Annotated in this window: 21 protein-coding genes and 1 tRNA gene; 9 read left to right on the top strand and 13 right to left on the bottom strand. The window is 70.4% G+C overall.

The genetic code is table 11. The features are described from left to right. The first annotated feature begins 198 nt into the window (after positions 1 to 198). The 3 genes from ACIRDX_RS10900 to ACIRDX_RS10890 all read left to right on the top strand — a co-directional run bounded on the left by ACIRDX_RS10900 (position 199) and on the right by ACIRDX_RS10890 (position 3063). The gene (locus tag ACIRDX_RS10900) at positions 199 to 1497 is read left to right on the top strand and encodes a hypothetical protein (RefSeq protein WP_396625448.1); all 1299 of its coding nucleotides are present in this window, start codon (positions 199 to 201) and stop codon (positions 1495 to 1497) included. 19 nt (positions 1498 to 1516) lie between these two features. Next, positions 1517 to 1906 carry a hypothetical protein gene (locus ACIRDX_RS10895; RefSeq protein ID WP_396625447.1) on the top strand — a complete coding sequence of 130 codons (390 nt, stop codon included), beginning with the start codon at positions 1517 to 1519 and terminating at the stop codon, positions 1904 to 1906. Positions 1907 to 2058: 152 nt separating this feature from the next. Then, on the top strand, positions 2059 to 3063 hold the full coding sequence (locus ACIRDX_RS10890; RefSeq protein WP_396625446.1) for an acetamidase/formamidase family protein: 1005 nt from the start codon (positions 2059 to 2061) through the stop codon (positions 3061 to 3063). A 131-nt stretch (positions 3064 to 3194) separates the two neighbouring features. Here the strand turns inward: ACIRDX_RS10890 and ACIRDX_RS10885 are convergent, their stop codons facing one another. The 3 genes from ACIRDX_RS10885 to ACIRDX_RS10875 all read right to left on the bottom strand — a co-directional run bounded on the left by ACIRDX_RS10885 (position 3195) and on the right by ACIRDX_RS10875 (position 7663). After that, positions 3195 to 4769, bottom strand: coding sequence for a M20/M25/M40 family metallo-hydrolase (locus tag ACIRDX_RS10885; RefSeq protein ID WP_396625445.1), 1575 nt, complete (start codon positions 4767 to 4769; stop codon positions 3195 to 3197). A gap of 109 nt (positions 4770 to 4878) precedes the next feature. Continuing rightward, positions 4879 to 7476, bottom strand: coding sequence for a PAS domain S-box protein (locus tag ACIRDX_RS10880; protein ID WP_396625444.1), 2598 nt, complete (start codon positions 7474 to 7476; stop codon positions 4879 to 4881). A gap of 110 nt (positions 7477 to 7586) precedes the next feature. Continuing rightward, a tRNA-Pro gene (locus tag ACIRDX_RS10875) sits at positions 7587 to 7663 on the bottom strand. 106 nt (positions 7664 to 7769) lie between these two features. Between ACIRDX_RS10875 and ACIRDX_RS10870 the strand changes: the two genes are divergently transcribed. Further along, entirely contained in the window at positions 7770 to 7955 is a 186-nt protein-coding gene (locus ACIRDX_RS10870) for a hypothetical protein (RefSeq protein WP_396625443.1), read from the top strand. Here ACIRDX_RS10870 and surE read toward each other — a convergent pair. Continuing rightward, positions 7939 to 8703: a 5'/3'-nucleotidase SurE gene (surE, locus tag ACIRDX_RS10865; RefSeq protein WP_396625442.1), complete on the bottom strand. Its 765-nt coding sequence runs from the start codon at positions 8701 to 8703 to the stop codon at positions 7939 to 7941. The genes ACIRDX_RS10870 and surE overlap by 17 nt on opposite strands. 220 nt (positions 8704 to 8923) lie before the next feature. Between surE and hemH the strand changes: the two genes are divergently transcribed. Then, on the top strand, positions 8924 to 9949 hold the full coding sequence (gene hemH, locus ACIRDX_RS10860; RefSeq protein WP_396625441.1) for a ferrochelatase: 1026 nt from the start codon (positions 8924 to 8926) through the stop codon (positions 9947 to 9949). A gap of 292 nt (positions 9950 to 10241) precedes the next feature. Here hemH and ACIRDX_RS10855 read toward each other — a convergent pair whose 3' ends face one another. From ACIRDX_RS10855 to ACIRDX_RS10845, 3 genes are read right to left on the bottom strand one after another with little or no spacing between them, the layout of a single operon-like run. Continuing rightward, positions 10242 to 10670 (bottom strand): BrxA/BrxB family bacilliredoxin, encoded by a 429-nt coding sequence (locus ACIRDX_RS10855; RefSeq protein ID WP_396625440.1) that lies wholly within the window; start codon positions 10668 to 10670, stop codon positions 10242 to 10244. A 40-nt stretch (positions 10671 to 10710) separates the two neighbouring features. Then, complete coding sequence (locus ACIRDX_RS10850; RefSeq protein ID WP_396625439.1) at positions 10711 to 11724, bottom strand: RimK family alpha-L-glutamate ligase; 1014 nt, start codon at positions 11722 to 11724, stop codon at positions 10711 to 10713. Further along, positions 11721 to 12452: a hypothetical protein gene (locus ACIRDX_RS10845; RefSeq protein WP_396625438.1), complete on the bottom strand. Its 732-nt coding sequence runs from the start codon at positions 12450 to 12452 to the stop codon at positions 11721 to 11723. The genes ACIRDX_RS10850 and ACIRDX_RS10845 overlap by 4 nt, the downstream gene beginning before the upstream one ends. A gap of 191 nt (positions 12453 to 12643) precedes the next feature. Between ACIRDX_RS10845 and ACIRDX_RS10840 the strand changes: the two genes are divergently transcribed. From ACIRDX_RS10840 to clpB, 3 genes are all read left to right on the top strand, one after another. Then, complete coding sequence (locus ACIRDX_RS10840) at positions 12644 to 13027, top strand: MerR family transcriptional regulator (RefSeq protein WP_396625449.1); 384 nt, start codon at positions 12644 to 12646, stop codon at positions 13025 to 13027. After that, the gene (locus ACIRDX_RS10835) at positions 13027 to 14007 is read left to right on the top strand and encodes a DnaJ C-terminal domain-containing protein (RefSeq protein ID WP_396625437.1); all 981 of its coding nucleotides are present in this window, start codon (positions 13027 to 13029) and stop codon (positions 14005 to 14007) included. Before ACIRDX_RS10840 ends, ACIRDX_RS10835 begins: the two co-directional genes overlap by 1 nt. A 76-nt stretch (positions 14008 to 14083) precedes the next feature. Continuing rightward, positions 14084 to 16693: an ATP-dependent chaperone ClpB gene (clpB, locus tag ACIRDX_RS10830; RefSeq protein ID WP_396625436.1), complete on the top strand. Its 2610-nt coding sequence runs from the start codon at positions 14084 to 14086 to the stop codon at positions 16691 to 16693. Positions 16694 to 16838: 145 nt separating this feature from the next. Here clpB and rho read toward each other — a convergent pair whose 3' ends face one another. Next, on the bottom strand, positions 16839 to 18224 hold the full coding sequence (gene rho / locus ACIRDX_RS10825; protein WP_396625435.1) for a transcription termination factor Rho: 1386 nt from the start codon (positions 18222 to 18224) through the stop codon (positions 16839 to 16841). A gap of 150 nt (positions 18225 to 18374) precedes the next feature. On the opposite strand from rho, the gene ACIRDX_RS10820 reads away from it, so the two are divergent. Further along, complete coding sequence (locus ACIRDX_RS10820; protein WP_396625434.1) at positions 18375 to 20069, top strand: ArnT family glycosyltransferase; 1695 nt, start codon at positions 18375 to 18377, stop codon at positions 20067 to 20069. A 110-nt stretch (positions 20070 to 20179) separates the two neighbouring features. On the opposite strand, the gene ACIRDX_RS10815 is transcribed toward ACIRDX_RS10820, so the two are convergent. From ACIRDX_RS10815 to ACIRDX_RS10795, 5 genes are all read right to left on the bottom strand, one after another. Continuing rightward, positions 20180 to 21589 carry an FAD-binding oxidoreductase gene (locus ACIRDX_RS10815; RefSeq protein ID WP_396625433.1) on the bottom strand — a complete coding sequence of 470 codons (1410 nt, stop codon included), beginning with the start codon at positions 21587 to 21589 and terminating at the stop codon, positions 20180 to 20182. A gap of 47 nt (positions 21590 to 21636) precedes the next feature. Then, the gene (locus ACIRDX_RS10810; RefSeq protein WP_396625432.1) at positions 21637 to 22836 is read right to left on the bottom strand and encodes a pyridoxal phosphate-dependent aminotransferase; all 1200 of its coding nucleotides are present in this window, start codon (positions 22834 to 22836) and stop codon (positions 21637 to 21639) included. A gap of 24 nt (positions 22837 to 22860) precedes the next feature. Further along, positions 22861 to 23343 (bottom strand): pantetheine-phosphate adenylyltransferase, encoded by a 483-nt coding sequence (gene coaD / locus ACIRDX_RS10805; protein WP_396625431.1) that lies wholly within the window; start codon positions 23341 to 23343, stop codon positions 22861 to 22863. Further along, the gene (gene rsmD / locus ACIRDX_RS10800; RefSeq protein ID WP_396625430.1) at positions 23340 to 23894 is read right to left on the bottom strand and encodes a 16S rRNA (guanine(966)-N(2))-methyltransferase RsmD; all 555 of its coding nucleotides are present in this window, start codon (positions 23892 to 23894) and stop codon (positions 23340 to 23342) included. Before rsmD ends, coaD begins: the two co-directional genes overlap by 4 nt. After that, a partial coding sequence (locus ACIRDX_RS10795) for a helicase-related protein (RefSeq protein WP_396625429.1) occupies positions 23894 to 24496 on the bottom strand: 603 nt, incomplete at its 5' end. The genes ACIRDX_RS10795 and rsmD, both read right to left, overlap by 1 nt.

Genomic DNA, 24496 nt, shown 5'->3' with positions numbered 1-24496 from the left:
TCGCCAGGCCCGAGTGCGCAGTTTCTGCCATCCCCTCGAGCGCATGGGGCACATTGCGGCCGCATGCCGCCGCGCGCCATCTGGCGCGGTCTTTGCCTTCTCTTGGCGCGGACGTTCAGGGAGGTTGGCCCGCTCCGCACCCGCCGGGGAATCCGGCGGGATGGGAGGCGTCCGATGTGTCGAAACACGCAGGCGGCAGTGACCGCCCTGCTCCTGCTCGTGCCGGGTGTGAGCCTGGCGCAGAGCGTCAACATGGGCACGACGTTCCACGGACTCGAGGCGCGCGCGCGACGGGTCGTGGCGACGTTTCCGGAGGGGACCGTGGAGGTACGACGCGGCGACGGGCGTGGCATCGACGCCACGTTCCGCACGAAGGACGGGCGTGAGGGCGGCTCGCTGACCATCGGCGCCGGTTCCCGACGCGTGCTCTGGCGACAGGCGGCCGGGAGCGCGTCGGAATTCACGTTGGCCGATCAGGCCACCATCAGCCTGGAGTGGGCGGCGCACCAACTGCAGGCCCTGCACGAGGACGAAAAGGCCGCACGCGCCGAGGGCCGTGGCATGGACGTGGCCGGGGACCAGGGCGCCTGGGACGGCCACCTGCGCCGCGCGCGCGTGGCCCTCGGCCGCGGCGTCTCGAGCGGGCAACTCGCTGCGCGCCTCCAGCAGGTGGAGACCACCTTCGACGAGGTCGTCGTCCGGGCCCGGCTCGACCGTCACGACCGGAAGCCGGCGAAGGGCAAGAAGGTCGACTACTCGCGGTTCACGGCCACGATCCACGATGCGCGTACCGGCGCGCCACGTGGCTTCGTCCGGTGGTTCGACTCCGCGCAGGTCCTCACGTGGAAGATCGAGGGCGGCAGTCAGGGCGTGGTGCTGCCCGAACGCCTGCGGGGCGGCTGGACGTTCACGCCCACCATGGGCTGGGCGGCCGTGCAGGCCTACCAGTTCGTGACGCAGGCCGCGAGCACGCTCGATGGGGGCGTGCCGATGGCTGCGCGCACGGGTGAGGGCGCGGGCGCCCGTGCCGACGCGTTCCTTCGCGTGGCACGCGCCGTGGCCCCGTTGCCGTCACTGGCCGCAGGCCTGGTCCCACGGGTCCGCGACGAGGTGTCGGATGCCTTCGGCGACCTGTCGCTGCGCTGGTGGCCAGCGGCCGGTGCCGCAGGAGGCACCGCCCTGCGCAACGAGCCGGGCTGCGACAACCTCCACTGGCTCGACGGCAGCATCTTCCGGGCCTGCTGCGACGTACACGACAAGTGCTACGAGACCAACGGCTGCAACTCGAGCAGCTGGTGGTGGCCCTTCTCCGGGAGCTGGTCGTGCCAGCGCTGCAACGCACAGGTGGTCTACTGCTTCTGCACGCTCAGCAATCCGGCGTACTGTGGGGGCGGTGTCGGCAGCAGCGGCAGCGACGGCGGCGCCAGTGGTGGCGGGTGCACCTCCGTGGCCGGCGGCTTCTGCCCTGTCGACTGCCAGTCCTGTCAGGCTCATTGATCGACGTGGAGACACACGCATGCGCGACCGTGCCTTGACCGTTCCGATGATCGCCCTGCTGCTGCTCGCGCTCGGCCCGCTGGTACTCGGCCTGGACTGGCGGGGCCACGAGGCCGCCCCGGGCTCCTGGCGCGACGGCGTGCCCTTGTGGCGCTGGAGCCTGCTCTGGGGCGTGCTGGCCGGGCTCGGCGGGGCACTCGCGCGGCGTGTGTCGACACCCGGGGCACGCCTGGTCACGGTCGTGCCGCTGCTGGCCTGGATGGCGTGGATGCTCCGTGGCAGCGCGCTCGGCCCGCTCGCCTGGATCATCTATGCACTCCCGACCCTGGTGGCCTGGCTGGGCAGCCTCGTGCTCGGGAGCCTCGCCTGGAGGCGCGGGCACGAGCCGCACGCACAGCGGCAGCACTGAGCACGAACCGCAGGATCAGCCCACGCAGGGCCAGGGAGGCGCGCCCGGGCGGCGCGCCTCCCTCATCCGGGCCGAGAGACAGGCGAGGCGCCGTCGCCCGCCGACTCGCCGCGCCGCCTGACCAGGGCTGTGGCGCGATACCATGCCCGGCCATGCGCACTCCCCTGCCCTGCCTGTTCGGCCTGCTCGTGGCCCTCGTGGTGCACACGTCCGAGGCCACCGCCGAGGTCCACAAATTCACGCCGACCGCAGGCGTCCCGACCTTCGCGGTCCGCGAACCCGTCTTGCGGCTCAAGCCCGGCGACATCGTGGCGTCGCACACCTTCTCGAAGCCCGGCGACTACTACGAACGCGCGGGCGGCCCGTGGCCAGGCGAGGTCGGGCCCTTCTTCATCGAGGGACTCACCACCGGCGACACGCTCGTGGTGAAGATCATCCGCGTGCGCCCGAACCGCGACACGGCCGTGTCTGCCGTGGTGCCCAACGGCATCAGCGCCGTGGCCGGTGACAATCGCACACGAATCCTGAACGAACCGCTGCCAGCGCGCCGCTACGTGTGGCAACTCGATCGCGCCCGCAACGTCGGCATCCTCGACATCCCGAACTCGGCGAGCAAGCGCATCGAACTCCCGCTGCGCCCGATGCTCGGCCGCGTCGCGGTGGCCCCCGCCGGGCAGGAGGCCTGGGGCGGCCTGTGGCCGGGCAACTTCGGCGGCAACATGGACACCTCGGACGTGCGCGAGGGCGCGACGGTCTACCTGCCGGTGTTCCACGACGGGGGCTACTTCTACTTCGGCGACGGACACGCGCTGCAGGGCGATGGCGAGATCGTCGGCTCGGGCCTCGAGACCACCATGGACGTGACGCTGCAGTTCGACGTGATCAAGGGGCGGACGATCGCCTGGCCGCGCATCGAGGACGAGACGCACATCATGGTCGCCGGCAGCATCCGCCCCCTGGTGGACGCCTTCCGCATCGCGCAGGTCGAGCTGATCCAGTGGCTCGTCGACGACTACGGGTTCGACAAGATGGACGCCTACCAGGTCGTCTCGCAGGCCGGCACCACCCGCGTGGCCAACGTCGTCGATCCCAACTACACCATCGTGGCCAAGTTCCCGAAGTCGGCCCTGCCCCCTGTCGTGCGGCGGACGCCGTAGGTGCAGGAGGGCCGGGTTGGGACAACCGGCCCGACCGTCGGACGGCTGTCCTGCCGTGGGAAGGGAGGCCCGGCTCTCGGAGCCCGACCCGTGCTGTCGGCGATCCCACGCCGCGCGTCGCCGACGCGCGATCAGCGACTCGCGGCCTTCCACTCGGGCTCGAGGCGCGCGACGAGCACGGCGTAGGTCTCGATGGCGTCCCAGAGGTTCTGCAGGCGCAGGTTCTCGTTGGCGGCGTGCTGGTTGTTGTCGTGGTTCACGACGGGCACGCTGACGAGCGGGGCCTGCAGGATCTCCGCGAAGAGGTACAGCGGCAGGCTGCCGCCCATGTTCGGCATCACGACGGGCGCCACGCCGCGCGCCTGCGCGACCGCCGACACGATCGCCTTCGACACCGGCATGTCCATCGACGCGCGGTAGCCCGGGTACCCTGCGCCCCACTCCAGGCGCGCGACCCGCGGATGGGCGCGCCGCGTGTCCTCGTCCGGCTCGCCCGTCACGATCGTGTACCCCTGGGCACGGACGTGCGCCTCGACGAGCGGCTTCAGGACCTCGGGCGTGAGGTCGGGCACGAGACGGAAGTCGATGGACGCCTGCGCCCGCGTCGGGACGGCGTTGGCTGCGCGGTCGCCCACCTCGCCGGCCCGCAGCCCGCGCACGTTGAGGGCCGGGATCGTGATCGCATCGACCAGGCGGCCCCGCACCTGCTCACGACGCCCCAACGCCAGCGCCCGCGCGATCGCGTCGTCTTCGGCCGGCGCCGCGTCGATGGCGGCGCGTTCGACCGGCGACAGCGGACGCACCGCGTCGGCGACGCCCGGGATGAGGATCCGCCCCTCGGCATCGCGCATGCTGGCGATCAGGTGCGCGAGCGCCACCGCCGGGTTCGGCGCCCAGTTGCCGTAGTGCCCGCTGTGCACGGCACGCGAGGGGCCGTACGTGGTGATCTCGAGTTCCTTCGTACCCCGCACGCCGAACGACACGAGCGGCGCGCGCGACTGGTGCACCGGGCCGTCACCGAAGATCCAGGCGTCGGCGCGCAGCGTGTCGCGATGGGCCTGGAGGAGGCGATCGAGGTTCGCCGACCCGGCCTCCTCCTCGCCCTCCAGGAACACCTTCAGGTTCACCGACGGCGACACGCCAGCCGCCTTCAACGCATCGAGCCCGGCCAGGAACGCGACGATCGGCCCCTTGTCGTCGGACACCGCGCGGCCGTACAGCCGATGCTCGCCCGGGATGCTCGCGGGCAACGCGTCCCACGCGACGATGGGCGCCCGTTCTTCGAGGGTGCCGGCGCGCAACGCGGGCGTCCAGGCCGGCGTGGCCCAGTCTGCGGGCGTGACCGGTTGCCCGTCGTAATGCGCGTAGAACACGACGGTGCGAGTGGCACCCGGCACCTCCAGTGAGCCGTAGACGGCAGGAGGCGCATTCGGGACGGTGAGGAGTCGTGTCGTGAATCCGCGCCGCGCGAGAAGCCCCTGCAGGTGCGCGGCATTGCGCGCGATGCCGTCGGCGTCGCTGGCCAAGTTGGGCAGCGCCACCAGGTCGCGCAACTCGAGGAGCACCTCGCGCTCGTGTGACCGGCGCCACTCTCGGACGCGCGCCGCGAGGGCGCCGCCCGGTGTGGCCGTGGCCGACTGCGCCGCGACCGGCGACGCGAGTGACACGAGAAGGCCGAGAAAGACGATGGCCGTGCGGGCTGTCATGACGCGACAGCGTACCGCAGGCGAGCGGCGCACGAGGGAACCGAGGCCCCGGCGGCGTGCGCAGCCCCCGAGGCGGCCCACACGCCAGTCGTTCAGGCGGCGGACGCCCTCATCGGCGAGCGTTGTCGGTGCCCTCGACAATGGCGGCGACCGCTTCGAGCGTCATCGGCTTGAGCAGCAGGCGCACGTCGGACGCGTTGGCCAGCGCCCCCGCGCTCGCCGGGTCGCCCGTCATGAGGACCACACGACCGCCGTGACCGCGCTCACGGATGCGGGCCACCAGCGCCTCCCCGCCAAGGCCTGGCATGCGCAGGTCCGACAGGATCACGTCGTACGCACCTGCGTCCAGCAGTCGCAGCGCCCCATGCCCGTCTGCGGCGGCGTCCACCGTGTGACCGCGCTGTCCGAGGTACTGCCCCAGCACGAGCCGGATCGCCGCTTCGTCGTCGACGATGAGCACGCGCCGCGACCGGGGCGAGGTCTGCCCCGCAGGTGGCGCCTCCATCGCGGGCACGGCTCCCGGCTCGGCGGCCGGCCACCAGATACGCACACGGGTCCCCAGGCCGGGGGCGCTCTCCACGCCGATATCGCCGCCGTGGTCGGTCACGACGCGATGCACGACGGCCAACCCGAGGCCCGTCCCTTCCCCGGGGCCCTTGGTGGTGAAGAAGGGGTCGAAGATCCGGTCCAGGTGCGACGACTCGATGCCGGGGCCATCGTCGACGACGTGCAGGACCACGCCCCCGGACGCCGCTTCGGTATGCAGCACCAGCCGTCCTTCGCCGTGCCAGGACGCCATCGCCTGGCAGGCATTGACGACGAGGTTGAGCACGACCTGCTCGGCCTGCGCCGCGTCGGCGAGCACCGGCGGCAGGACGTCCGCCAGGTCGAACGTCACGTCCACGTTGCCCGTCCGCAGCCGGTACTCCTGTGCGCGGCAGACGTGACGGATGACGTCGTTCAGGTCCACCGGGCCGCGTCGCGCCTCCTCGTCCTGCGTCGCCCGCGCCACCTGCTTGAGGTCGGACACGATCTTGGCCATGCGTTCCGCTTCCCTCTGCATGATCGCGAGGCTCTCGACCTCCTGCGGCCGCGACGCATTCATGCGCAGCAGTTGCGTGAAGCTCAGGATGGCCTGCAACGGGTTGTTCAGTTCGTGAGCGACGCCGGCGGCCAGCGTGCCCATGCTCGCGAGTCGCTCCGTGCGGCGCTGCCGCTCCTCGCGTGCGATGTCCTCGGTGGCATCCTGCACGATGGCGAAGAGCAACGAGTCGCCGTCCTCGAGTCGCACGCGGCTGAGGGTGATGTCGATCGGCACCTCCCGCCCATCGGAGGGGTGCCGATGGACGACCCGACCACTCCAGCGGCCGGTGTCCAGCGCCGCCTGCAGCATGTCGGGAAACTGGCGGGCCGCATCGGACAGCGCGGCAAGGCTCCGTGGGTCGAAGCCCGGGATCGCCGCGGCGGGAATGCCGGCCAGCGCCGCGAACGTCTGGTTGGCGTAGAGCACCGTGCCGGCCGTCGACAGCACGCACAGGCCTTCGTCGAGCCCATCGAAGATCGTGGCCAGCAGGCGCTGGCGTGCCTCGAGCGTCCGTCGCTCGGTGATGTCCAGGGACGTCCCGGCGACTCCGGTGACCCGGCCCTCCTGGTCCGTCACGGCGTGCGCCCGCGACAGCATCCAGCGGACCTGGCCATCCCTGCGACGGATGCGATACTCCGCCTGTCCTGGGTTCCCGGCGCCGATGCTCGCAAGGGCGGCGCGCACTCGGGGCATGTCTTCGGCAAGAATGGCCTCGAGGAACCACCGGGGCTCCTCGTAGGCCCGCGCCACGGGCTCACCCCACACTTGCTCGAAGAGCGGGCTCATGTAGCGGGTTTCCGAGAAGTCGGGTGTCGCTTCCCAGAACACCTCACCCACCTGCTCGGCGATGCGGCGGAACCGGGCCTCACTCTCGCGGAGCGCCGTCTCGGCCGCCCGCTCGTCGGTGATGTCGCGCGCGATGCCGTGCCACCCGACCACCTGATCCCGCTCACGGATGGCCGTGATTGTGAGCCGGACGAGGCGCTCGTCACCCGCAGCCGTACAGACGCGCGTCTCGACCTCGAGGTCGTCGGCCTCGCCGGTGACCAGTCGCTGGAAGAGATCGCGCGACTTGGGAATCTGCTCTGCCGACAGCACGCGCTCGAACGTGTGCCCGAGCAGCGTGTCGGCACTCCTCCCGAGCATGCGTTCTGCCGCCGGGTTCAGCTCGACGAAACGGCCCGCCGTGTCGACGGCGTACACGGCGTGCGGCGTCGTGGTGACCAGGCGTCGGTAGTGCGCCTCGGCGGCAGCCAGGCGCGCCTCGGCCCGCTTCCTGTCGCTGATGTCGCTGAAGTACACCGACAGGCCGTGCGGCGACGGGTACGCGTGCACGAGGAACCAGGTGTCGTAGGGGGCGTAGTAGGCCTCGAAGCGAACGGTCACCTGGCCGGCGTAGGCGCGGTGGTACTGCTCGTCGAATTCGGTACCGATGGCCTCCGGGAAGACCTCCCAGAGCACGCGGCCGAGGAGCGCCTCACGCGTCTGGCGCAGCAGCCGCTCGGCGGCCCGATTGACGTACAGGAAGTGCCACTCGCCATCGACCGAGAAGAACGCATCGGTGATGCTCTCGAGGATGCGGGTGCTCTCGTCGCCCGAGAGGGACTGGCCGGGAAGGGTCACGCGTGGCGATTGTCGGCCTCGGCCGGGTGGCAGGTCAAACAGGCGGGCCGTTCGGGCTCAAATAAAAAGGCCGGACGTACCTTGCGGCAGTTCCGGCCTTCTTGATTCCGTGGTCGGGGCGAGAGGATTCGAACCTCCGACCTCTCGGTCCCGAACCGAGCGCTCTACCAGGCTGAGCCACGCCCCGACAACCCGCCGAGCATACCACAGGCGCCGCGCCCGTCAAACGCGTCCGCGGCCTCCCCGTTCCGGAGGCCGCTCAAGTTCCACCGCACCCCGCCGATTGCCTTCGTATGACCGGGATTCCTTCTCTCAACAGCACCGGCAGCGACACCAGCGTCGCCGCACGCACGGACCGCACCACCGTGGCCGTCAGCAGGGCTCTCCAGGAGAAAAAGAAGGAGGCCGAGGCGATGGTCCGGCTCATCGAGGGCGCAAGCGCCTCGGGCAAGGGGCAGATCGTCAACTATCAGGCGTGAGACCGGCGGCGCGCTGCACCAGGCCGGCGGCCATGCCCAGCGCCCCGTGCGCCGTGAGGTCGGCGTGCAGGGGCGTGACGGAGATGCGCCCGGCCATCACGGCCTGGTAGTCGGTGCCCTCGCCGGGCGCCCATTCCATCCGTCCCTCGTCAAGCCAGTAGTACGGCCGCCCCCAGGGGTCGTCCCTCCGAAGCACGCTGGTCGTGTGCGTACGCGCCGCCTGCGTGGTCGCTTCCCAGCCCGTGGGCACGCCCTGCGGCACGTTGACGTTCAACACGACCCGCGGCGGCACGCCGTTGGCCAACACGTCGCGGGCCACCGAGGCAGCGGCCGTGGCGGCGAACGAGAAGTCGTAGACCGGCCCGCGCTGCATCGAGATCGCCACCGCGGGCACCCCCATCAGCACGCCCTCGAGCGCGCCCCCGATCGTGCCCGAGTACGTCACGTCGTCGCCCACGTTCCAGCCCTTGTTGATGCCCGACACCACCAGATCGGGCAAGCGGCCGTGCAGGACGTGCGCCACGGCGATGTTGACGCAATCAGCCGGCGTGCCGTCCACGGCGAACCGGGCGTCGCCCCGGGCGACCAGGCGGAGGGGCCGCGCCAGCGTGAGGGCATGGCCGATGGCGCTGGCTTCGCCGAGGGGTGCGCAGACGATCACCCGCCCCAGCGGCCGGACCGCGTCAGCGAGGGCGTGCAGCCCCTCGGAATCGATGCCGTCGTCGTTGGTGACCAGGATGGTAGGCATGGAGGAGAACTCGAGTCGGGAATCGGGAATCGGGAATCGGGAGTCGGGAGTCGGGAGTCGGCGGTCGGTCGGACATCGCGAGCCGGTAGGGCCGGCTGTCCCCAGCCCGGCCCCGTGACTGGACTGCGCCACGGGCTGCGGGCCGAGGGGCCGCCTGCCGCGGCCTGTCGCCGAGTGCACGTGCACCAACCAGCCGACGACCGGAGTCTATGATCGCAGCATGTCCGCGCCGTTCGATGCCGTCCTCCTCGTTTCGTTCGGAGGCCCGCAGGGTCTCGACGACATCCGTCCCTTCCTCGCCAACGTCCTGCGGGGGCGGCGCATCCCTCCCCAGCGCATCGAGGAGGTGGCCCACCACTACGAGATGTTCGACGGCGTGTCGCCCATCACGCAGTACACGATGGACCAGGCCGAGGGCCTGCGCCACCAACTGCGCGGCCGTGGCCTGGATCTGCCGGTGTACGTCGGGATGCGCAACTGGGCGCCGCTGCTGCCCGATGTGCTCGCGCAGATGGCGCGCGACGGCATCCGGCGGGCGATCGGCGTCACCTCGGCGGCCCACCGGTCGTACTCCAGTTGCACGCAGTACAAGCAGAACGTGCTGCAGGCGCGCGAGGCGACCTTCGCGGCCGGGGCGCGGCCGATCGACGTCACCTACGTGGGCGACTGGCACCTGCACGACGGTTTCCTGACGGCGGTGGCCGACCACGTGGTCACGGCGCGCGACACGCTGCCGGCCGACCTCCAGGGCTCCGCCCGGCTCGTCTTCACGGCGCACAGCGTCCCCACGTCGATGGCCGGGGCGGCCACGTACCGGCGGCAACTCGAGATCTCGGCGGCGGAAGTGGCGCGTCGCCTCGGCACGGACGACTGGGCCCTGGTGTTCCAGAGCCGCAGTGGCCGGCCGGAAGATCCGTGGCTGGAACCGGACGTGAACGACTACCTGCGCGCCGAGCACGCCGCCGGCCGCCTGAACGCGGCCGTCCTCAGCCCGATCGGCTTCGTCTGCGACCACATCGAGGTGCTCTACGACCTCGACCACGAGGCGAGGGAAACGTGCGAGGCACTCGGCCTGCCGATGGCGCGCGCCTCGGCTGTGAACGCGCATCCGGCGTTCATCGGCACGCTGGCCGAGATGGTGATCAGGACCTGGGAGACCTACAAGGGGGGACGGCCGCTGATGCTGGTCAACCCGACGCAGCCCAACGCGACCGAACTGCCACCGCCCGCCGTGCCCGGCGCTTGACGCCGGGCGCGGCAGGAATGCTGCGATGCCGCCATGCCGACAATTTCAAGGTCGTCAATGATGCCTCGACGTTGACGGCATTCCCGGCATCGCAGCATTCCCCGTAGAATGCGTGAGACATGGCGGGCCAGGCAGGCGGCCCAGCCGGCGACTGACAGCGCCCGGTGTCGCAATGCCGAAATGCCGCGATGCCGGGAATGGCGAACGGTCCCTCGACATTCCGGCATTCTCGGCATCGCGGCATTTCACGCAGCACGCGTGAGACATGGCGGGCCGACTGGCCCGCCGTGTGTCACGCGTTCTGCGTGGCGCAGTACTTGTCGAACGCGGTGGTGAGGGCGGCGGCGATGCCGTCGGCCGTGTTCCCCTCGATCTGGTGTCGCTCCATGATGTAGACCAGCTTGCCGTCGCGCAGCAGGCCCACCGAGGGCGACGAGGGCGGGTAGCCCGTGAAGTAGGACCGGGCGCGGTCGGTGGCCTCGATGTCGGCGCCGGCGAACACCGTGACCGCGTGATCGGGCGTGGTGCCGTGCTGCATGGCCCGAGCGATCCCCGGACGAGCCTTGCCCGCGGCGCAGCCACAGACCGAATTGACCACCACGAGCGTGGTGCCCTTCTCGGCCACGGCCTGATCGACGTCAGTCGCCGTGCGCAATTCGGTGAATCCGACGTCGGTGAGTTCTTCGCGCATCGGCGCGATCAGGAATTCCGGATACGGCATGGGTGCTCTACTCCTTCACGGGGGTATCCCCGGTGTTGGTTCATACCGCCGCGATGGCGCGGCGTCGCTCGCTGGCCTCGGCATGGGCCTCGACCAGGAAATCCACGAACGGCACCCACGGATCGAATCCGATCACCGCGGGAGCGTCGGCCACGAAGTTCGAGAGTGCGTTCAGATCGTAGAAAAACGGCTGACCGTCCCGATCGTCAACCACATATTCGACGCCGCCCACGTCGAACCCGGCGGCATCGGTCATCCGCACGACCGCATCGATGATGGCCTGCGGCGGGTGGGCCTGCACGGCGCGCTTCCCCGCCGACGGCAGCGAGATGGCGCAGTTGCCGCCCAGTTCGACGACCGCGGGGGCCGCCTCGCCGGGCGCCGGCAGTTCGCACAGGTCGGCCGGGCACAGGTTGAAGCTCTGGCCGGTCACCGGGATGTCGATCGCGTACAGGTAGCGGCCCTGCAGGACCTCGACGCGCGTGATCTTGCCGTCGCGCGCCGGGATGAACTCCTGGACCAGCGCGAGGTGGTCGACACCGAAGTCCAGTTGGTCGGCCTCGACGGCAGCCCTCAGATCGGCCTCGCGGTCGAACCGGAGCACGCCCGCCCCGCTGCCACCCACGCTGGGCTTGACCACCACGGGCCAGCGCAGGCCCTCGGTGGCGGCCAGCGCCTGGTCGGCGGCGTTGATCACGCGCGTCTTCGGGAACGGCAGCCCCAGGTCGGCCAGCAGCGCCATCTGCCGCGCCTTGGAGATCTCGTAGCCGTAGGCGGTGGCCCCGTTGATCACGCGGACGCCGCCGGCCTCCGCGGAGGCCACGTACTGCAGCACCGGCAGGATGCCGTGGCCATGGCCGCGACGATCGGCCGACGGGCTCATGCGGTTGATCAGCAGGTCGGGCGCCGCGGCGCGCGCCGCCGGGTCGTGCCGCCAGTCGGGCGCAAAGCGCAGGGAGGCGGCATGCGTGCGCCGATACGGCACGCCCCGGGCGTCGAGGGCCTCGAACAACCGGCTGAACCAGGCGGGGTGCTCGTAGAGGACGTCGATCATTCCGACTGCTCCTTCAGCAGTTCCGCCGCGTCGTCGCCCTCGGCCGGCACCTCGACGGGGCCCTGCAGCCGCGCGTACAGGTAGAACCCGCCGAAGATGACCACGATGAGGCCGAGCGACAGCCACTTCGGAATCTCGAAGTGCACGTACCCGAGCTGGTGCAGGTACTCCATCAGCAGCTTGATGCCGACCCACGCGATGATCACGAACGCGCCGTCGACCAGCGCCGGGAACCGCTGGACCACCGACAGCAACTGCCCGATGAGCAGCCGCATCGCGACGATGCCCAGGATGCCGCCCGTGATGATCACCCACAGCTTGGGCGACATCGCCACCGCCACCAGGATGGAATCGATCGCGAACACGATGTCGGTCAGCTCGACCTTGACCACCGTGGTCCAGAACGCCCCCAGCCCGAGCCAGCTCGTCGCCGGCTTGATGGCCTTGCGGGACTCGTGGTCGCCGCCGCGGAAGTGCTGGATGGGCAGCCACAACAGGTACAGGGCGCCCACCAGCTTCACCCAGGCCAGCCCGATCATGTAGGCCGCGAACATGGTCGCGAGGGCCCGGAACGCGAAGGCGCCGATGATGCCGTAGCGAAGGGCCTTGCGCTGCTGCTCCCGCGGAAGGGAGAGGACGAGGATGGCCAGCACCAGCGCGTTGTCGGCGCTGAGCAGCCCCTCGAGCAGCACCAGCAGGCCGATGGTCAGCAGGTCAGAAAGCAGCAAGAGTCTCCGTGCCTCGGTTGCCGCGCCCACGGATGCGATACCCGCGGCAACGACAGACGTCCAGTATGCGGCAAGCCCCGGCGTACGCCTACGGCCATGACACGACGGCCGCCTCCGTCGCCGCAGCTTGACTCGACCCGTGGCATTACCTTGACTCGATTCGTGTCAAGGTCTACACTCGACGTGTGTCAATGCACGGCGATCGCCCCAGACCGGACGGCACGGCCCCGCAGGAGGAGTTCCTGCTGATCAGCGTCGCGGCGCGACACCTCGGCATGCACCCACAGACGCTGCGGAAGTACGAGCGCCTCGGGCTGGTGCGGCCCACGCGCACGCTGGGCAGCATGCGCGTGTACTCGCGCGACGAGCTGGAGCGATTGCGGATGATCAAGCACCTGGTGGACGAGGCCGGCATCAACCTGGCCGGTGTCCAGCGCCTGCTGGAGGTCGCCGACGTGCTGCAGCGCATTCGACCGATGGCCAGCGGCACCGACTGGTCGCGCGCCTCGGTCCGTCGACTGGCACAGGAGCTGGACCGCCTGGGCGCCATGCTCGGGCTCCGGGGAGGCCTCTGATGGAGTTTCGCGACTACTACGCCACGCTCGGCGTGGCCAGGACGGCCTCCGAGAAGGAGATCAAGCAGGCCTTCCGCCGGCTGGCGCGCAAGCACCATCCCGACGTGAACCCGGGCAACAGCACGGCCGAGTCGAAGTTCAAGGAGATCAACGAGGCCTACGAGGTCCTCGGCGACGCCGACAAGCGGCGCAAGTACGACGAACTCGGCGCCAACTGGAAGGCCTACGAGCAGGCCCAGCGCGCCGGACACGACCCTCGCGCCGGCGGCGCCCCCTTCGGCGCCGGGGGCTGGCCCTTCGGCGGCGGCGCAGGCGCGGGTGCGCCCGGCGGCGGCTATCGGTCCGTGTCGCCCGACGAGTTCCAGGAGATGTTCGGCGAGGGAGCCAATCCCTTCTCCGACTTCTTCACGACGTTCTTCGGCGGCGCACAACCCGGCGATGGCCGCGCCCGTGCGCGCGGCCGACGGCATGCGGCGCCGCAGGAGCACGAACTGGCGATCTCGCTCGAAGAGGCGTTCATGGGCACGACCCGCAAGGTCACCCTGACGGGCCCCGACGGCGAGCGCTCGCTCGAGGTGCGCTTCCCCGCCGGAATCCGCGACGGCCAGAAGATCCGGGCCGCCTCCGACGGCGGCGACGTCTTCTTCCGGGTGCGGCTGGCGCCGCACCCGCGCTTCGAGACACGCGGCGACCACGATCTCGCCACCCGTGTCCCGGTCCCGATCCCGGTGGCGGTCGTCGGCGGTGAGATCGAGGTGCTGCCGCTCGTCGGCACGCGCATCCGCGCGAAGGTGCCCCCGGGCACGAAGCATGGCGCAGTCCTCCGGCTGCGCGGGCACGGCCGGCCCATCCTGGGCCAGACCGGGCAACGAGGGGATCTGCTGGTGACCCTGGAACTCCAGGTCCCGACCGATCTCACGCCGGAGGAACGACGCCACTACGAGGCGCTGGCGGAGTTGAGGAAGGCCCAGCCCGTGTAACCGAGGACGCCGCACGCTACAGGCTGCAGGCTGCCCGAACCTGAGTGCTCGACTGCATATCGACCCGGGGGAGACCATGAACCTGAATCGCTTGACCGAAAAGGCCCAGGAGGCCGTCGTCGCGGCGCAACAACTCGCCGCGCGACTCAACCACGCCCAGATCGACCCGGAGCACCTGCTCTCGACGCTCGCGGGCCAACAGGGGGGCATCGTGCCCTCGGTGCTCCGCCGACTGGGCGTCGACCCCGCCGCCCTCGGCCGTACGCTGGACGCCGACCTGCAGAAGCGCCCGAAGGCCTATGGCGGCAGCGAGGCCGGCATCGGCCCGCGCCTGCGCGCGGTGTTCGACGGGGCCGAGAAGGAAGCCGCGCAGCTCAAGGACGAGTACCTGAGCACGGAGCACTTCCTGCTCGCCATTGCTGCCGAGGGCGGGCGCACGCCCGCGACGCTCGCGCTGCAGGCCGTGGGCGCCACGCGCGACAAGGTGCTCGAGACGCTGGTGGCCGTGCGCGGCACCCAGCGCGTGACCGACCAGAGCCCCGAAGCGAAGTACGAAGCCCTCGAGAAGTACGGGCGTGACCTCACGCGGGCCGCGCGCGACGGCAAGCTCGACCCGGTCATCGGCCGCGACGACGAGATCCGGCGCGTGATTCAGGTGCTGTCGCGGCGCACCAAGAACAACCCCGTGCTGATCGGCGAGCCCGGCGTCGGCAAGACCGCCATCGTCGAGGGCCTGGCGCAGCGCATCGTGCGCGGCGACGTGCCGGAGGGGCTGAAGCACAAGCGGATCGTCGGGCTCGACATGGGCGCGCTCGTGGCCGGCGCGAAGTACCGCGGCGAGTTCGAGGAGCGCCTCAAGGCGGTGCTGCAGGAGATCACCAACGCGCAGGGCGAGATCGTCCTGTTCATCGACGAGTTGCACACCGTGGTCGGCGCCGGGGCGGCCGAAGGCTCGCTCGACGCCTCGAACATGCTCAAGCCGATGCTGGCGCGCGGCGAGCTGCACACAATCGGCGCCACCACGCTCGACGAGTACCGCAAGCACATCGAGAAGGACGCGGCGCTCGAGCGTCGCTTCCAGCCGGTGCAGGTCGGCGAGCCCACGGTGGAAGACACCATCAGCATCCTGCGCGGGCTGCGCGAGAAGTACGAGTTGCACCACGCCGTGCGGCTGAAGGACGCAGCGCTGGTGGCGGCCGCCGTCCTCAGCCACCGCTACATCGCCGACCGGTTCCTGCCCGACAAGGCCATCGACCTGGTCGACGAGGCCGCGTCGCGCCTGCGCATGGAGATCGACTCGATGCCGGCCGAGCTCGACGAGGTGTCGCGCCGCCTGATGCAGCTCGAGATCGAGCGGGAGGCGCTGCGCAAGGAGACCGACCAGGCCTCGCAGGACCGTCTCGGCAAGCTCGAGAAGGATCTGGCCGAGCTCAAGGAAGAGCGGACGCGCCTGCAGACGCAGTGGGAGCAGGAGAAGGCCGCCATCCAGGCCTCGAGCGCCATCAAGGGCGAGGTCGAGCAGGTACGCCAGCAGATCGAGCAGGCGCAGCGCGACGGCGACTACGCGCGCGCCTCGGAGCTCCAGTACGGCCGGCTGCCCGAGCTCGAGCGGAAGCGGGCCGCCGAGGAAGGTCGGCTGGGCGGGCCCGACTCGGGCCCCCGCATGCTCAAGGAGGAGGTGGACGAGGAGGACATCGCCGAGGTGGTCAGCAAGTGGACACACATCCCCTTGAGCCGCCTGATGGAGGGCGAGGTCCAGAAGCTGGTGCACATGGAGGACCGCCTGCATCACCGGGTGGTGGGCCAGGACGAGGCCATCGAGGCCGTGGCGAGTGCCATCCGCCGCGCCCGCGCAGGGCTGCAGGATCCGAACCGGCCGCTCGGGAGCTTCGTCTTCCTCGGCCCGACGGGCGTGGGCAAGACCGAGCTGGCCCGGGCGCTGGCCGAGTTCCTGTTCGACGACGATCAGGCGATGGTCCGGATCGACATGTCCGAGTACCAGGAGAAGCACGCCGTGTCGCGCCTGATCGGCGCGCCGCCGGGATACGTCGGCTACGACGAGGCCGGCCAGCTCACCGAGGCCGTGCGGCGGCGGCCGTACGCGGTGGTCCTCTTCGACGAGATCGAGAAGGCCCACCCCGAGGTGCTGAACGTGCTGCTCCAGGTGCTCGACGATGGCCGGCTGACCGACGGGCGTGGCCGCACGGTGGACTTCAAGAACACCGTCGTGATCATGACCTCGAACCTGGGGAGCCAGTACCTGGCCGAGCGCGCGCTGCGTGACGGGGCGGTCGACGAGGGCACCCGTCGCGAGGTGCTCGACGCGATGCGCCAGCACTTCCGGCCCGAGTTCATCAACCGGATCGACGAGATCATCGTGTTCCATCCCCTCGGGCGCGAGCACATGGGGCGGATCATCGACCTCCAGATGGCGCGGTTGCTGGCCCGCCTGCAGGAGCGCAAGATCACGCTGCATCTCGGCGACACGGCGCGGCAGGCGCTCATCGACGAGGGCTACGACCCGCTGTACGGCGCCCGCCCCCTGAAGCGGACGCTCCAGAAGCGCGTGCTCGACCCGCTCGCGATGCGGGTCCTGCAGGGCGAGTTCAAGGAAGGCGACGAGATCGCGCTCGATCTGGTCGACGGCGCGCTGCGCTTCGAGAAGCAGCAGGCCGTCGTGCACTGAAGGCGCGAGGCGCCTTCAGTGCACGACAATTCCGCGATGCCGGCAATGCCGGCAAATGTCGAGGGCCGGCGTTGCCCCGAGGCAGGACCGCCCTTCGACATTCCGGCATCGCTGCATCGCAGCATTCGAATGCCATGCACCGCGCTCAGGCGCGGTGCATGGCATTCAGGAAGTCGGCGTTGCTGCCCGCCTGGGCGAGCTTGCCGATGAGCAGTTCCATCGCCTCGGTCGGCGACAGCGGGTTGATCACCTTGCGCAGCACCCAGATGCGGTTGAGGTCCTCCTTCGGGATGAGGAGTTCCTCCTTGCGCGTGCCGCTCTTGGTGATGTCGATGGCCGGGAACACCCGCTTGTCCACCAGCTTGCGATCGAGGTGGACCTCCATGTTGCCGGTGCCCTTGAACTCCTCGAAGATCACCTCGTCCATGCGCGAGCCGGTGTCGACCAGGGCCGTCGCGATGATCGTCAGCGAGCCGCCCTCCTCGATGTTGCGCGCCGCGCCGAAGAAGCGCTTCGGCTTCTGGAGCGCGTTGGAGTCGACGCCGCCCGTGAGCACCTTGCCCGACGGCGGCACGACGCTGTTGTAGGCACGCGCCAGGCGCGTGATCGAGTCGAGCAGGATGAGCACGTCCTTCTTGTGCTCGACCAGGCGCTTGGCCTTCTCGATCACCATCTCGGCCACCTGCACGTGGCGCTGCGCCGGCTCGTCGAACGTCGAGCTGATCACCTCGCCGCGCACCGAGCGCTGCATGTCGGTGACCTCCTCGGGCCGCTCGTCGATCAGCAGGACGATCAGGTACACCTCGGGGTGGTTCTGCACCACCGACTGCGCGATGTTCTGCAGCAGCATCGTCTTGCCCGTGCGGGGCGGCGCGACGATGAGGCCGCGCTGGCCCTTGCCGATGGGCGTCATCAGGTCGAGCACGCGGGCCGACAGGTTGTCCTTCGTCGTCTCCAGCGAGAAGCGCGCCTGCGGATAGAGCGGCGTCAGGTTCTCGAAGAAGACCTTGTTGCGCGCGAACTCGGGCGTCTCGAAGTTGACGGCCTCGACCTTGATGAGCGCGAAGTACCGCTCGCCTTCCTTCGGCGGGCGGATCTGCCCGCTGATCGTGTCGCCGGTCTGCAGGTCGAACTTGCGGATCTGCGACGGCGAGACGTAGATGTCGTCGGGACCGGCCAGGTAGTTGTAGTCGGGCGCACGCAGGAAGCCGAAGCCGTCCTGCAGCACTTCCAGCACGCCCTCCGAGAAGATGAAGCCGCTCTGCTCGGTCTGGGCCTTCAGGATCTGGAAGATCAGCTCCTGCTTGCGCAGGCCCGTCGCCCCCACCACCCCCAGGTCCTGCGCGACCTGCATCAGGGCCTGGATGTTCATCTCCTTCAACTGCCCGATGCGCAGCGTCGCTTCGCTGCCCTCGGGCGGAAGGTCGAGGGGCGGATCGTTGGCGACGTCAGGGATGTCGTTGGCGGGGCGACGGGGCCCCGAGGGACGGGGGCCGCGGCGGCCGCCGGAGCGCTTCTGTGCTGGTGACATGCGTTCTGCGGGTGTGGAACGGGGAGAGGGTGCCGGAAACGGCGGCGGCGACGCGCGTGGCGCCGACGGCAAATCCCGGAACCGTGGGGTGAGGCGCGAGTATAGCCCAAAAATCGATGGTGTAGAATCCGGCCCAGCGTGTCGCGGCATGTGCTCATACTCGGCCTGGTCTGCTTCCTGACGTTCTTCGCAGGCCTGGGCCGCGGCGCCATCGGGGACTCCGACGAGGCGTTCTACGCCGAAGCGTCCCGCGAGATGGTCGTGTCGGGCGACTGGCTGACGCCCTTCTACAACTACGAGCTCCGCTTCCAGAAGCCGATCCTCTACTACTGGCTCGTGTCGATCGCCTACAAGGCGGCCGGCGTGGGCGAGGCGGCGGCGCGGTTCCCGTCGGCGCTTGCGGGCCTCGGCCTGGTCATCCTCACGTACCTCGTCGGCCGACGATGGCTCGACGCCGGCACCGGCTTCTTCGCCGCGACCGTCGTCGCCACCAGCTTCGGCTACTTCTCCATCGGTCGCCTGTCGCTGCCGGACCTGCCGCTCGCCTTCTTCATCGCCGCCACCACCTGGGGACTGATCGAAGGCATCGGCTCGCCCATCGCCTCGGCGACGACCTCGGTGGGCCGCCGCCGCCTGTGGTTCGCCTTCTCGGGGCTGATGATGGGACTCGGGCTGCTGGCCAAGGGCCCGGTCGCCGTCGCGCTGCCCGTGGCGGCCGCCGCGGCGGTGTGGTGGAAGGAACGCCGGACGACGGAAGGTGACGACACGGCCTCGCGCGTACCCGGGGTGGTCGACCTCCTGCTGGTCGGCGGCCTCGCGCTCATCGTCGCCGCCCCCTGGTTCATCACCATGGCCCAGCACCACGGCCTGGCCTACATGCACCGGTTCTTCATCGGCGAGAACCTCGAACGCTTCGCGACCGACCGCTACAACGAGCCGCGGCCACTCTGGTTCTACGTGCCGATCGTGCTGGGCGGCCTGATGCCGTGGTCGCCCTTCATCCTGCTGTGGCTGCCCACCTGGCGCCGTGTGTTCCGGCGGGAACGGCTGGTCACGCGGGCCGAGTGGCGCGCGATCATCTGGGCGCTGGTGCCCTTCGTCTTCTACTCGGCCTCCATCGGCAAGCAGCCGCGCTACATCCTGCCGATGCTGCCGCCCATGGCGCTGTTGCTGGCCCGGAGCGTCATCGCCCGCTTGCCCGAGGAGGCCCCGTCGACGGCCCCCCGCACCACCCGGCAGGTCGCGCTGGCCTGGTGCGGCACGCTGTGCGCGGTGCTGTTCCTGATCCTGGGCCTGCTGCTCCACCGGGCGCGGCCGCTGCTGTTCGCCCTGACGCCGTCGCTGGCCCTGGTGTGCACGGGCATCATCACGCTGGCCGCCGTCTCGGTGGCCCTGGCCGCCTGGAGCCGCCGCCGGTGGGCGCTGCCGGTGACCATGGCCGTGGCTTCCATCGCCACGCTGCTGTCGCTGCAGTTCTCGGTGCAATCGGCGGCCGACCTCGAGCCGGTCCAGGTGATGGCCCGGCAGTACGCCTCGGTCTACCAGGGGCACGAGCCGTCGGCCACCTACCGGGTGTTCGTGCGCAACCTGGTCTTCTACACCACCATCAAGCAGACGGACCTGGTGCAGCCCGACGAGGTGGTGGAGTTCCTGCGGCGACCCGAGCGTGTGCTCTGCGTGATCACCAAGGACGACCTGGCGCGGCTGGCAGGCGAACACGCCCTCAAGACGCGCACCCTGGCCGAGGTGCAGTACTTCAACCCCGCCGGCGTGCGCCTGCGCACGCTGTTGTGGCCGGACCCGTCACGCGATCTCGAGACGGTGTTGCTGGTCACCAACCAGTAATTCAGAATTCACAATTCAGAATGAAGAGCGAGGCCGACAACGCCGACGCTCCCGCAGGAGCCTGGTAGAGCCCGCCCCGCACTGCATTCTGAACTCTGAATTCTGAATTACTACGGGAACATCTTCCCCGGATTCAGGATGTTCAGCGGGTCGAAGGCCGCCTTGAGCCGCCGCTGCAGCGCCATGTTCTCCGCCGACAGCTCGAGCGGCACGAAGGGCATCTTCGAGAAGCCGATCCCGTGTTCGCCGCTGATGGAGCCCTCGAGCGCGACCACGCCGGCGAAGAGCTCTCGCTCGGCGGCGCGTGCCGACGCCAGCGCGCCCTCGTCCGAGGGGTCCAGCATCATGTTGACGTGGATGTTGCCGTCGCCCACGTGCCCGAAGCACGGGATGCGCACGCCCGGCGACGCGGCGCGCAGGCGCTCGATCAGCGCGAACAACTCGGGAATGCGTCCCTTGGGCACGACGACGTCGTGGTTGATCTTGAGGGGCGCCAGCACCCTCAGCGAGAGGCTCAGCGAGCGCCGCACGTGCCACAACTCCTGGCGCGTGACGGCATCGGCGGCCACGAGGACCTCGGTGGCCCCGGCGTCGCGGCACGCCTGCGCGACGCGCTCGCCTTCCTCGCGCACGGCTGCCTCGAGGCCGTCGACCTCGAGCAGCAACACGGCCCCCGTGCCCTCGGGCGCCAGCGCACGCGTGCCCAGGCTGGTCGCCACGGCATCGAGCGAGTCGCCGTCGATCAGTTCGAGCGCCGACGGCACCACCCGCGCCCGGATCAGGTTGGTCACGGCGTCGACGGCGCCCTGGATCGTGGCAAACGTCGCGCGCAGCGTGACCTGGTGCGGCGGAAGCGGCACGAGCCGGACGATCACCTTCGTGATCACGGCGAGCGTGCCTTCCGATCCCACCAGCAACTGGGTGAGGTCGTAGCCCACGACGTTCTTCACGCTCTTGCCGCCCGTGCGGATCACCTCGCCCGACGGCAACACCGCCTCGAGCCCGAGGACGTAGCGCTTCGTCACGCCGTACTTGAAGGCGCGCGGTCCTCCCGCGCACTCGGCGACGTTGCCGCCGACGGTCGACGTGGAGAGGCTGGCGGGATCGGGCGGATAGAACAACCCGACCGCTTCCACGGCCTTCTGCAGGTCGCCGGTGATGACATGGGGTTCCACGACGGCGAGCAGGTTCTGCTCGTCGATCTCGAGGATGCGGTGCATCCGCGACAGCGCCAGGACCACGCCCCCGAACGACGGTACCGCCCCGCCGGTGTAGCCCGTCCCGGCGCCGCGCGGCACGATCGGCACGCGATGCGCCGAGCACGCCCGCAGCACACCGGCCACCTCCTCGGTCGTCGCCGGCCACACCACGACGTCGGCCGGGTGCCCCTTCTTGAGCATGTCGGCGCCGTAGGTGGTCCGCGCGTCCTCGTCGACACGCACGTGCGCGTCGCCGACCACGCCGCGCAGCTGGTCGACGAAGGCGTCGGTCACCTCACCGTAGGGTCGTTCGGAGGTCATGAGGCTGGACGCGCGGCGGCGGCGAGAGCCGCCCCCGCACCGGCGCATCAGGCGCGCGCGTACGTGCCGGCGTCGACGTCGGCCACGAAGGCGTGGATCCGTCGGGCCGCTTCCTCGAGCCGCTCGATGGACGCCGCGTACGAGATGCGGAAGAACCCCGGTGCATCGAAGGCCTCACCCGCCGTCACCACGACATGCTTCGACTCGAGGAGGGCCTGGCAGAAGTCCGCGCTCGTGCGCAACCCGTCCGGGGACAGCAGGTCCGAGACGTCGACGAACAGGTAGAACGCGCCCGCCGGCGTGAGGCAGCGCAGCCGCGGGTCGCGGCCGACGAGGGCCTGGATCACGTCGCGCCGGCGCCGGTATTCGTCGAGCATGTCCGTCACGCACTGCTGCGGCCCGGAAAGGGCGGCCACGACCGCCTTCTGGGTGATCGAGCACACGTTGCTCGTGCAGTGGCTCTGGAGCGCGTTGGCCGCCGCCACGACGTCGCGGGTCGCGAGCAGCCAGCCGCAGCGCCACCCCGTCATCGCGTACGCCTTCGAGGCCGATCCCGTGATGACCGTGCGGTCCCGCATGCGCGCGGCGAGCACGCCCGGCAGGTTGTGCGGCACCGGGTCGTAGATCAGCTTCTCGTAGCAGAGGTCGAGGATGATCCAGATGCCGCGCGGGATGCAGGCCTCGGCCAGGCGGATCATCTCGTCCTCGGTCATCAGCGCCCCGGTCGGATTGGCCGGCGAGTTGATGACGATGGCGCGGGTCCGCGGCGTGAAGGCGTCGATGAACGCCTGCGCACGCAGGGCGAAGCCGTCCTCGGGCGACGTGCGCACGATCACGGGCGTGGCGTCGGCCAGCTTGATCTGCTCGACGAGCGTCGGCCAGCCCGGCATGTGGGTGATCACCTCGTCGCCGGGGCCGAACACGGCCAGCGCCGCGTTCAGCAGCGCCTGCTTGCCGCCGGCGCACACGATGACCTCGCTCTCCTCGTACTCGATGCCGTAGTCGGCGCGATAGCGCGCGAGGATGGCCTGCTTGACCTCGCTCGATCCGGAGTTGGCCGTGTACTTGGTGTAGTTGGCGTCGATGGCCGCGTGCGCCGCCGCCTTCACGTGGGCCGGCGTCGGGAAGTCGGGCTCGCCAGCGCTGATGTCCACGACGTCGTGGCCGGCCTTGCGCAGCCGCTCGGCGGCGATGAGGCCCTTCATCGTGGGCGACGAGGCGATGCGGGTGGTGCGTTCGGCGAGCATGCGGATCCCCGGAGGCGGCCGGCGTCAGGCGCGGCGGCGCAGGTGGGTCGCGACGGCCGCGGGCACGAAGGCCTCGATCGGTCCGCCGAGGGTGTGGATTTGGCGCACGAGGCTCGAACTCACGTGCGCCCATTGCGGCGAGGCCGCGAGGTACACGGTCTCCAGGCCCGGCAGCAGCGCCGCGTTCATCCGCGCCATCGGCCACTCGTGATCGTAATCGCTGACCGACCGGAGGCCCCGCACGACGACGGTGGCCTGATGCGCGAGGGCCGCATCGACGAGCAGGCCATCGAAGGCCACGACGTCGATGCCGCCCAGGCCGACCACGCTCTCGCGCACCATCGCGAGCCGCTGGTCGATGGTGCAGAGCGGCTGCTTGCCCGGGTTGACGAGCACGGCCACGACGACGCGTCCGAACAGGTGCCGCGCTCGCATGATGATGTCGAGGTGTCCGTTGGTGAGGGGATCGAACGATCCCGCCACGAGCGCTGCGCGTCCTTCGCTCATCGAGGCTCTCCTCCCGCGTGGGCGTAGAACGCCAGCGCGCTGTCGCCCTGCCGCAGGCGTCGTCCGATGACGAGGCCGCCCGCCTCCTCCGGCGGCGCAAGGCGCGAGGCGTGCTCGAGCACCGCGACGCCACCGGGTGCCAGCATCGCGGCGGCCCCAGCCACCCAGCGCGCGAGATCCCGCTGCGCGTAGGGCGGGTCGAGGAACACGATGTCGAACGGCGGAGCCGGGGCCTGCGTCGCGCGCGCGAGGGCGTCGCGACGCTCGATAGTATAGCCGCCCGTGAGGCCGCACTTGCGCGCGTTGGCCTCGATCAACGCCACCGCACGCGGGTCCTGCTCCACGAAGGTCACGTGCCCGGCGCCGCGGCTCAGGGCCTCGAGACCGACCGCGCCCGTCCCGGCACACACGTCGGCCACGCGCGCCTCCTCGATGCGGGGCGCCAGGATGTTGAACAGCGTCTCGCGCAACCGGTCGGAGGTCGGTCGGAGCCCGTCCCATGTCGGGGCCTGCAGCACGCGTCCCTTGAAGGCGCCGGCGATGATCCGCATCAGCCGACCTGCGCCAGGTTGAAACGTCCGGCCCAGGCCAGGCGTGCGAGCCGCCGCGGCGGTGCATCGGCGGGCAGGCGCGCGACGAGATCACGAGCCAGTGCGTGGGCGTCGGCCATCAGGTCCTGATCGCGGCGCAGGTCGCCGATCCGCAGCGTGGGCAGGCCGGCCTGGCGCGTGCCGAACATGTCGCCCGGGCCGCGGATGGCGAGGTCGCGCTCGGCGATCACGAAGCCGTCGGTGGTCTCGGCCATGGCCGCGAGCCGCTCGCGCGCATCCTCGGACAGGGGCCGCTCGAACAGCAGCACGCAGTAGCTCTGCGCGGCGCCGCGACCGACCCGCCCGCGCAGCTGGTGCAACTGCGCCAGGCCGAAGCGCTCGGCGTGCTCCACCACCATCACGCTCGCGTTCGGCACGTCCACCCCCACCTCGATCACCGTCGTCGTCACCAGCACGTCGAGGTCGTGCGCGAGGAAGGCCTGCATCACGGCCTGCTTCTCGGCCGCCTTGAGCTTGCCGTGGAGCAGGCCGAGCCGCAGCCCCGCCAGCGCGCCGGTGCGGAGTTCCTCTTCCATCCCGACGGCGGCGCGGACGTCGATCTT

This window comes from Luteitalea sp., assembly GCF_044337415.1.
Taxonomy (GTDB): domain Bacteria; phylum Acidobacteriota; class Vicinamibacteria; order Vicinamibacterales; family Vicinamibacteraceae; genus Luteitalea.
The sequence above is the reverse complement of the archived record's forward strand: the minus strand, read 5'-3'. Positions and strand labels throughout refer to the sequence as shown.

Excerpts from the sequence above, each read along its gene's own strand:
- coaD (WP_396625431.1), bottom strand. The coding sequence starts at position 23,343 with ATGAGCGAAGGACGCGCAGCGCTCGTGGCGGGATCGTTCGATCCCCTC.
- ACIRDX_RS10855 (WP_396625440.1), bottom strand. The coding sequence starts at position 10,670 with ATGCCGTATCCGGAATTCCTGATCGCGCCGATGCGCGAAGAACTCACC.
- ACIRDX_RS10810 (WP_396625432.1), bottom strand. The coding sequence starts at position 22,836 with ATGCTCGCCGAACGCACCACCCGCATCGCCTCGTCGCCCACGATGAAG.
- ACIRDX_RS10870 (WP_396625443.1), top strand. The coding sequence starts at position 7,770 with ATGACCGGGATTCCTTCTCTCAACAGCACCGGCAGCGACACCAGCGTC.
- rho (WP_396625435.1), bottom strand. The coding sequence starts at position 18,224 with ATGTCACCAGCACAGAAGCGCTCCGGCGGCCGCCGCGGCCCCCGTCCC.
- hemH (WP_396625441.1), top strand. The coding sequence starts at position 8,924 with ATGTCCGCGCCGTTCGATGCCGTCCTCCTCGTTTCGTTCGGAGGCCCG.
- ACIRDX_RS10890 (WP_396625446.1), top strand. The coding sequence starts at position 2,059 with ATGCGCACTCCCCTGCCCTGCCTGTTCGGCCTGCTCGTGGCCCTCGTG.
- ACIRDX_RS10850 (WP_396625439.1), bottom strand. The coding sequence starts at position 11,724 with ATGATCGACGTCCTCTACGAGCACCCCGCCTGGTTCAGCCGGTTGTTC.
- clpB (WP_396625436.1), top strand. The coding sequence starts at position 14,084 with ATGAACCTGAATCGCTTGACCGAAAAGGCCCAGGAGGCCGTCGTCGCG.
- ACIRDX_RS10840 (WP_396625449.1), top strand. The coding sequence starts at position 12,644 with ATGCACGGCGATCGCCCCAGACCGGACGGCACGGCCCCGCAGGAGGAG.
- rsmD (WP_396625430.1), bottom strand. The coding sequence starts at position 23,894 with ATGCGGATCATCGCCGGCGCCTTCAAGGGACGCGTGCTGCAGGCCCCG.
- ACIRDX_RS10835 (WP_396625437.1), top strand. The coding sequence starts at position 13,027 with ATGGAGTTTCGCGACTACTACGCCACGCTCGGCGTGGCCAGGACGGCC.
- surE (WP_396625442.1), bottom strand. The coding sequence starts at position 8,703 with ATGCCTACCATCCTGGTCACCAACGACGACGGCATCGATTCCGAGGGG.
- ACIRDX_RS10815 (WP_396625433.1), bottom strand. The coding sequence starts at position 21,589 with ATGACCTCCGAACGACCCTACGGTGAGGTGACCGACGCCTTCGTCGAC.
- ACIRDX_RS10895 (WP_396625447.1), top strand. The coding sequence starts at position 1,517 with ATGCGCGACCGTGCCTTGACCGTTCCGATGATCGCCCTGCTGCTGCTC.
- ACIRDX_RS10885 (WP_396625445.1), bottom strand. The coding sequence starts at position 4,769 with ATGACAGCCCGCACGGCCATCGTCTTTCTCGGCCTTCTCGTGTCACTC.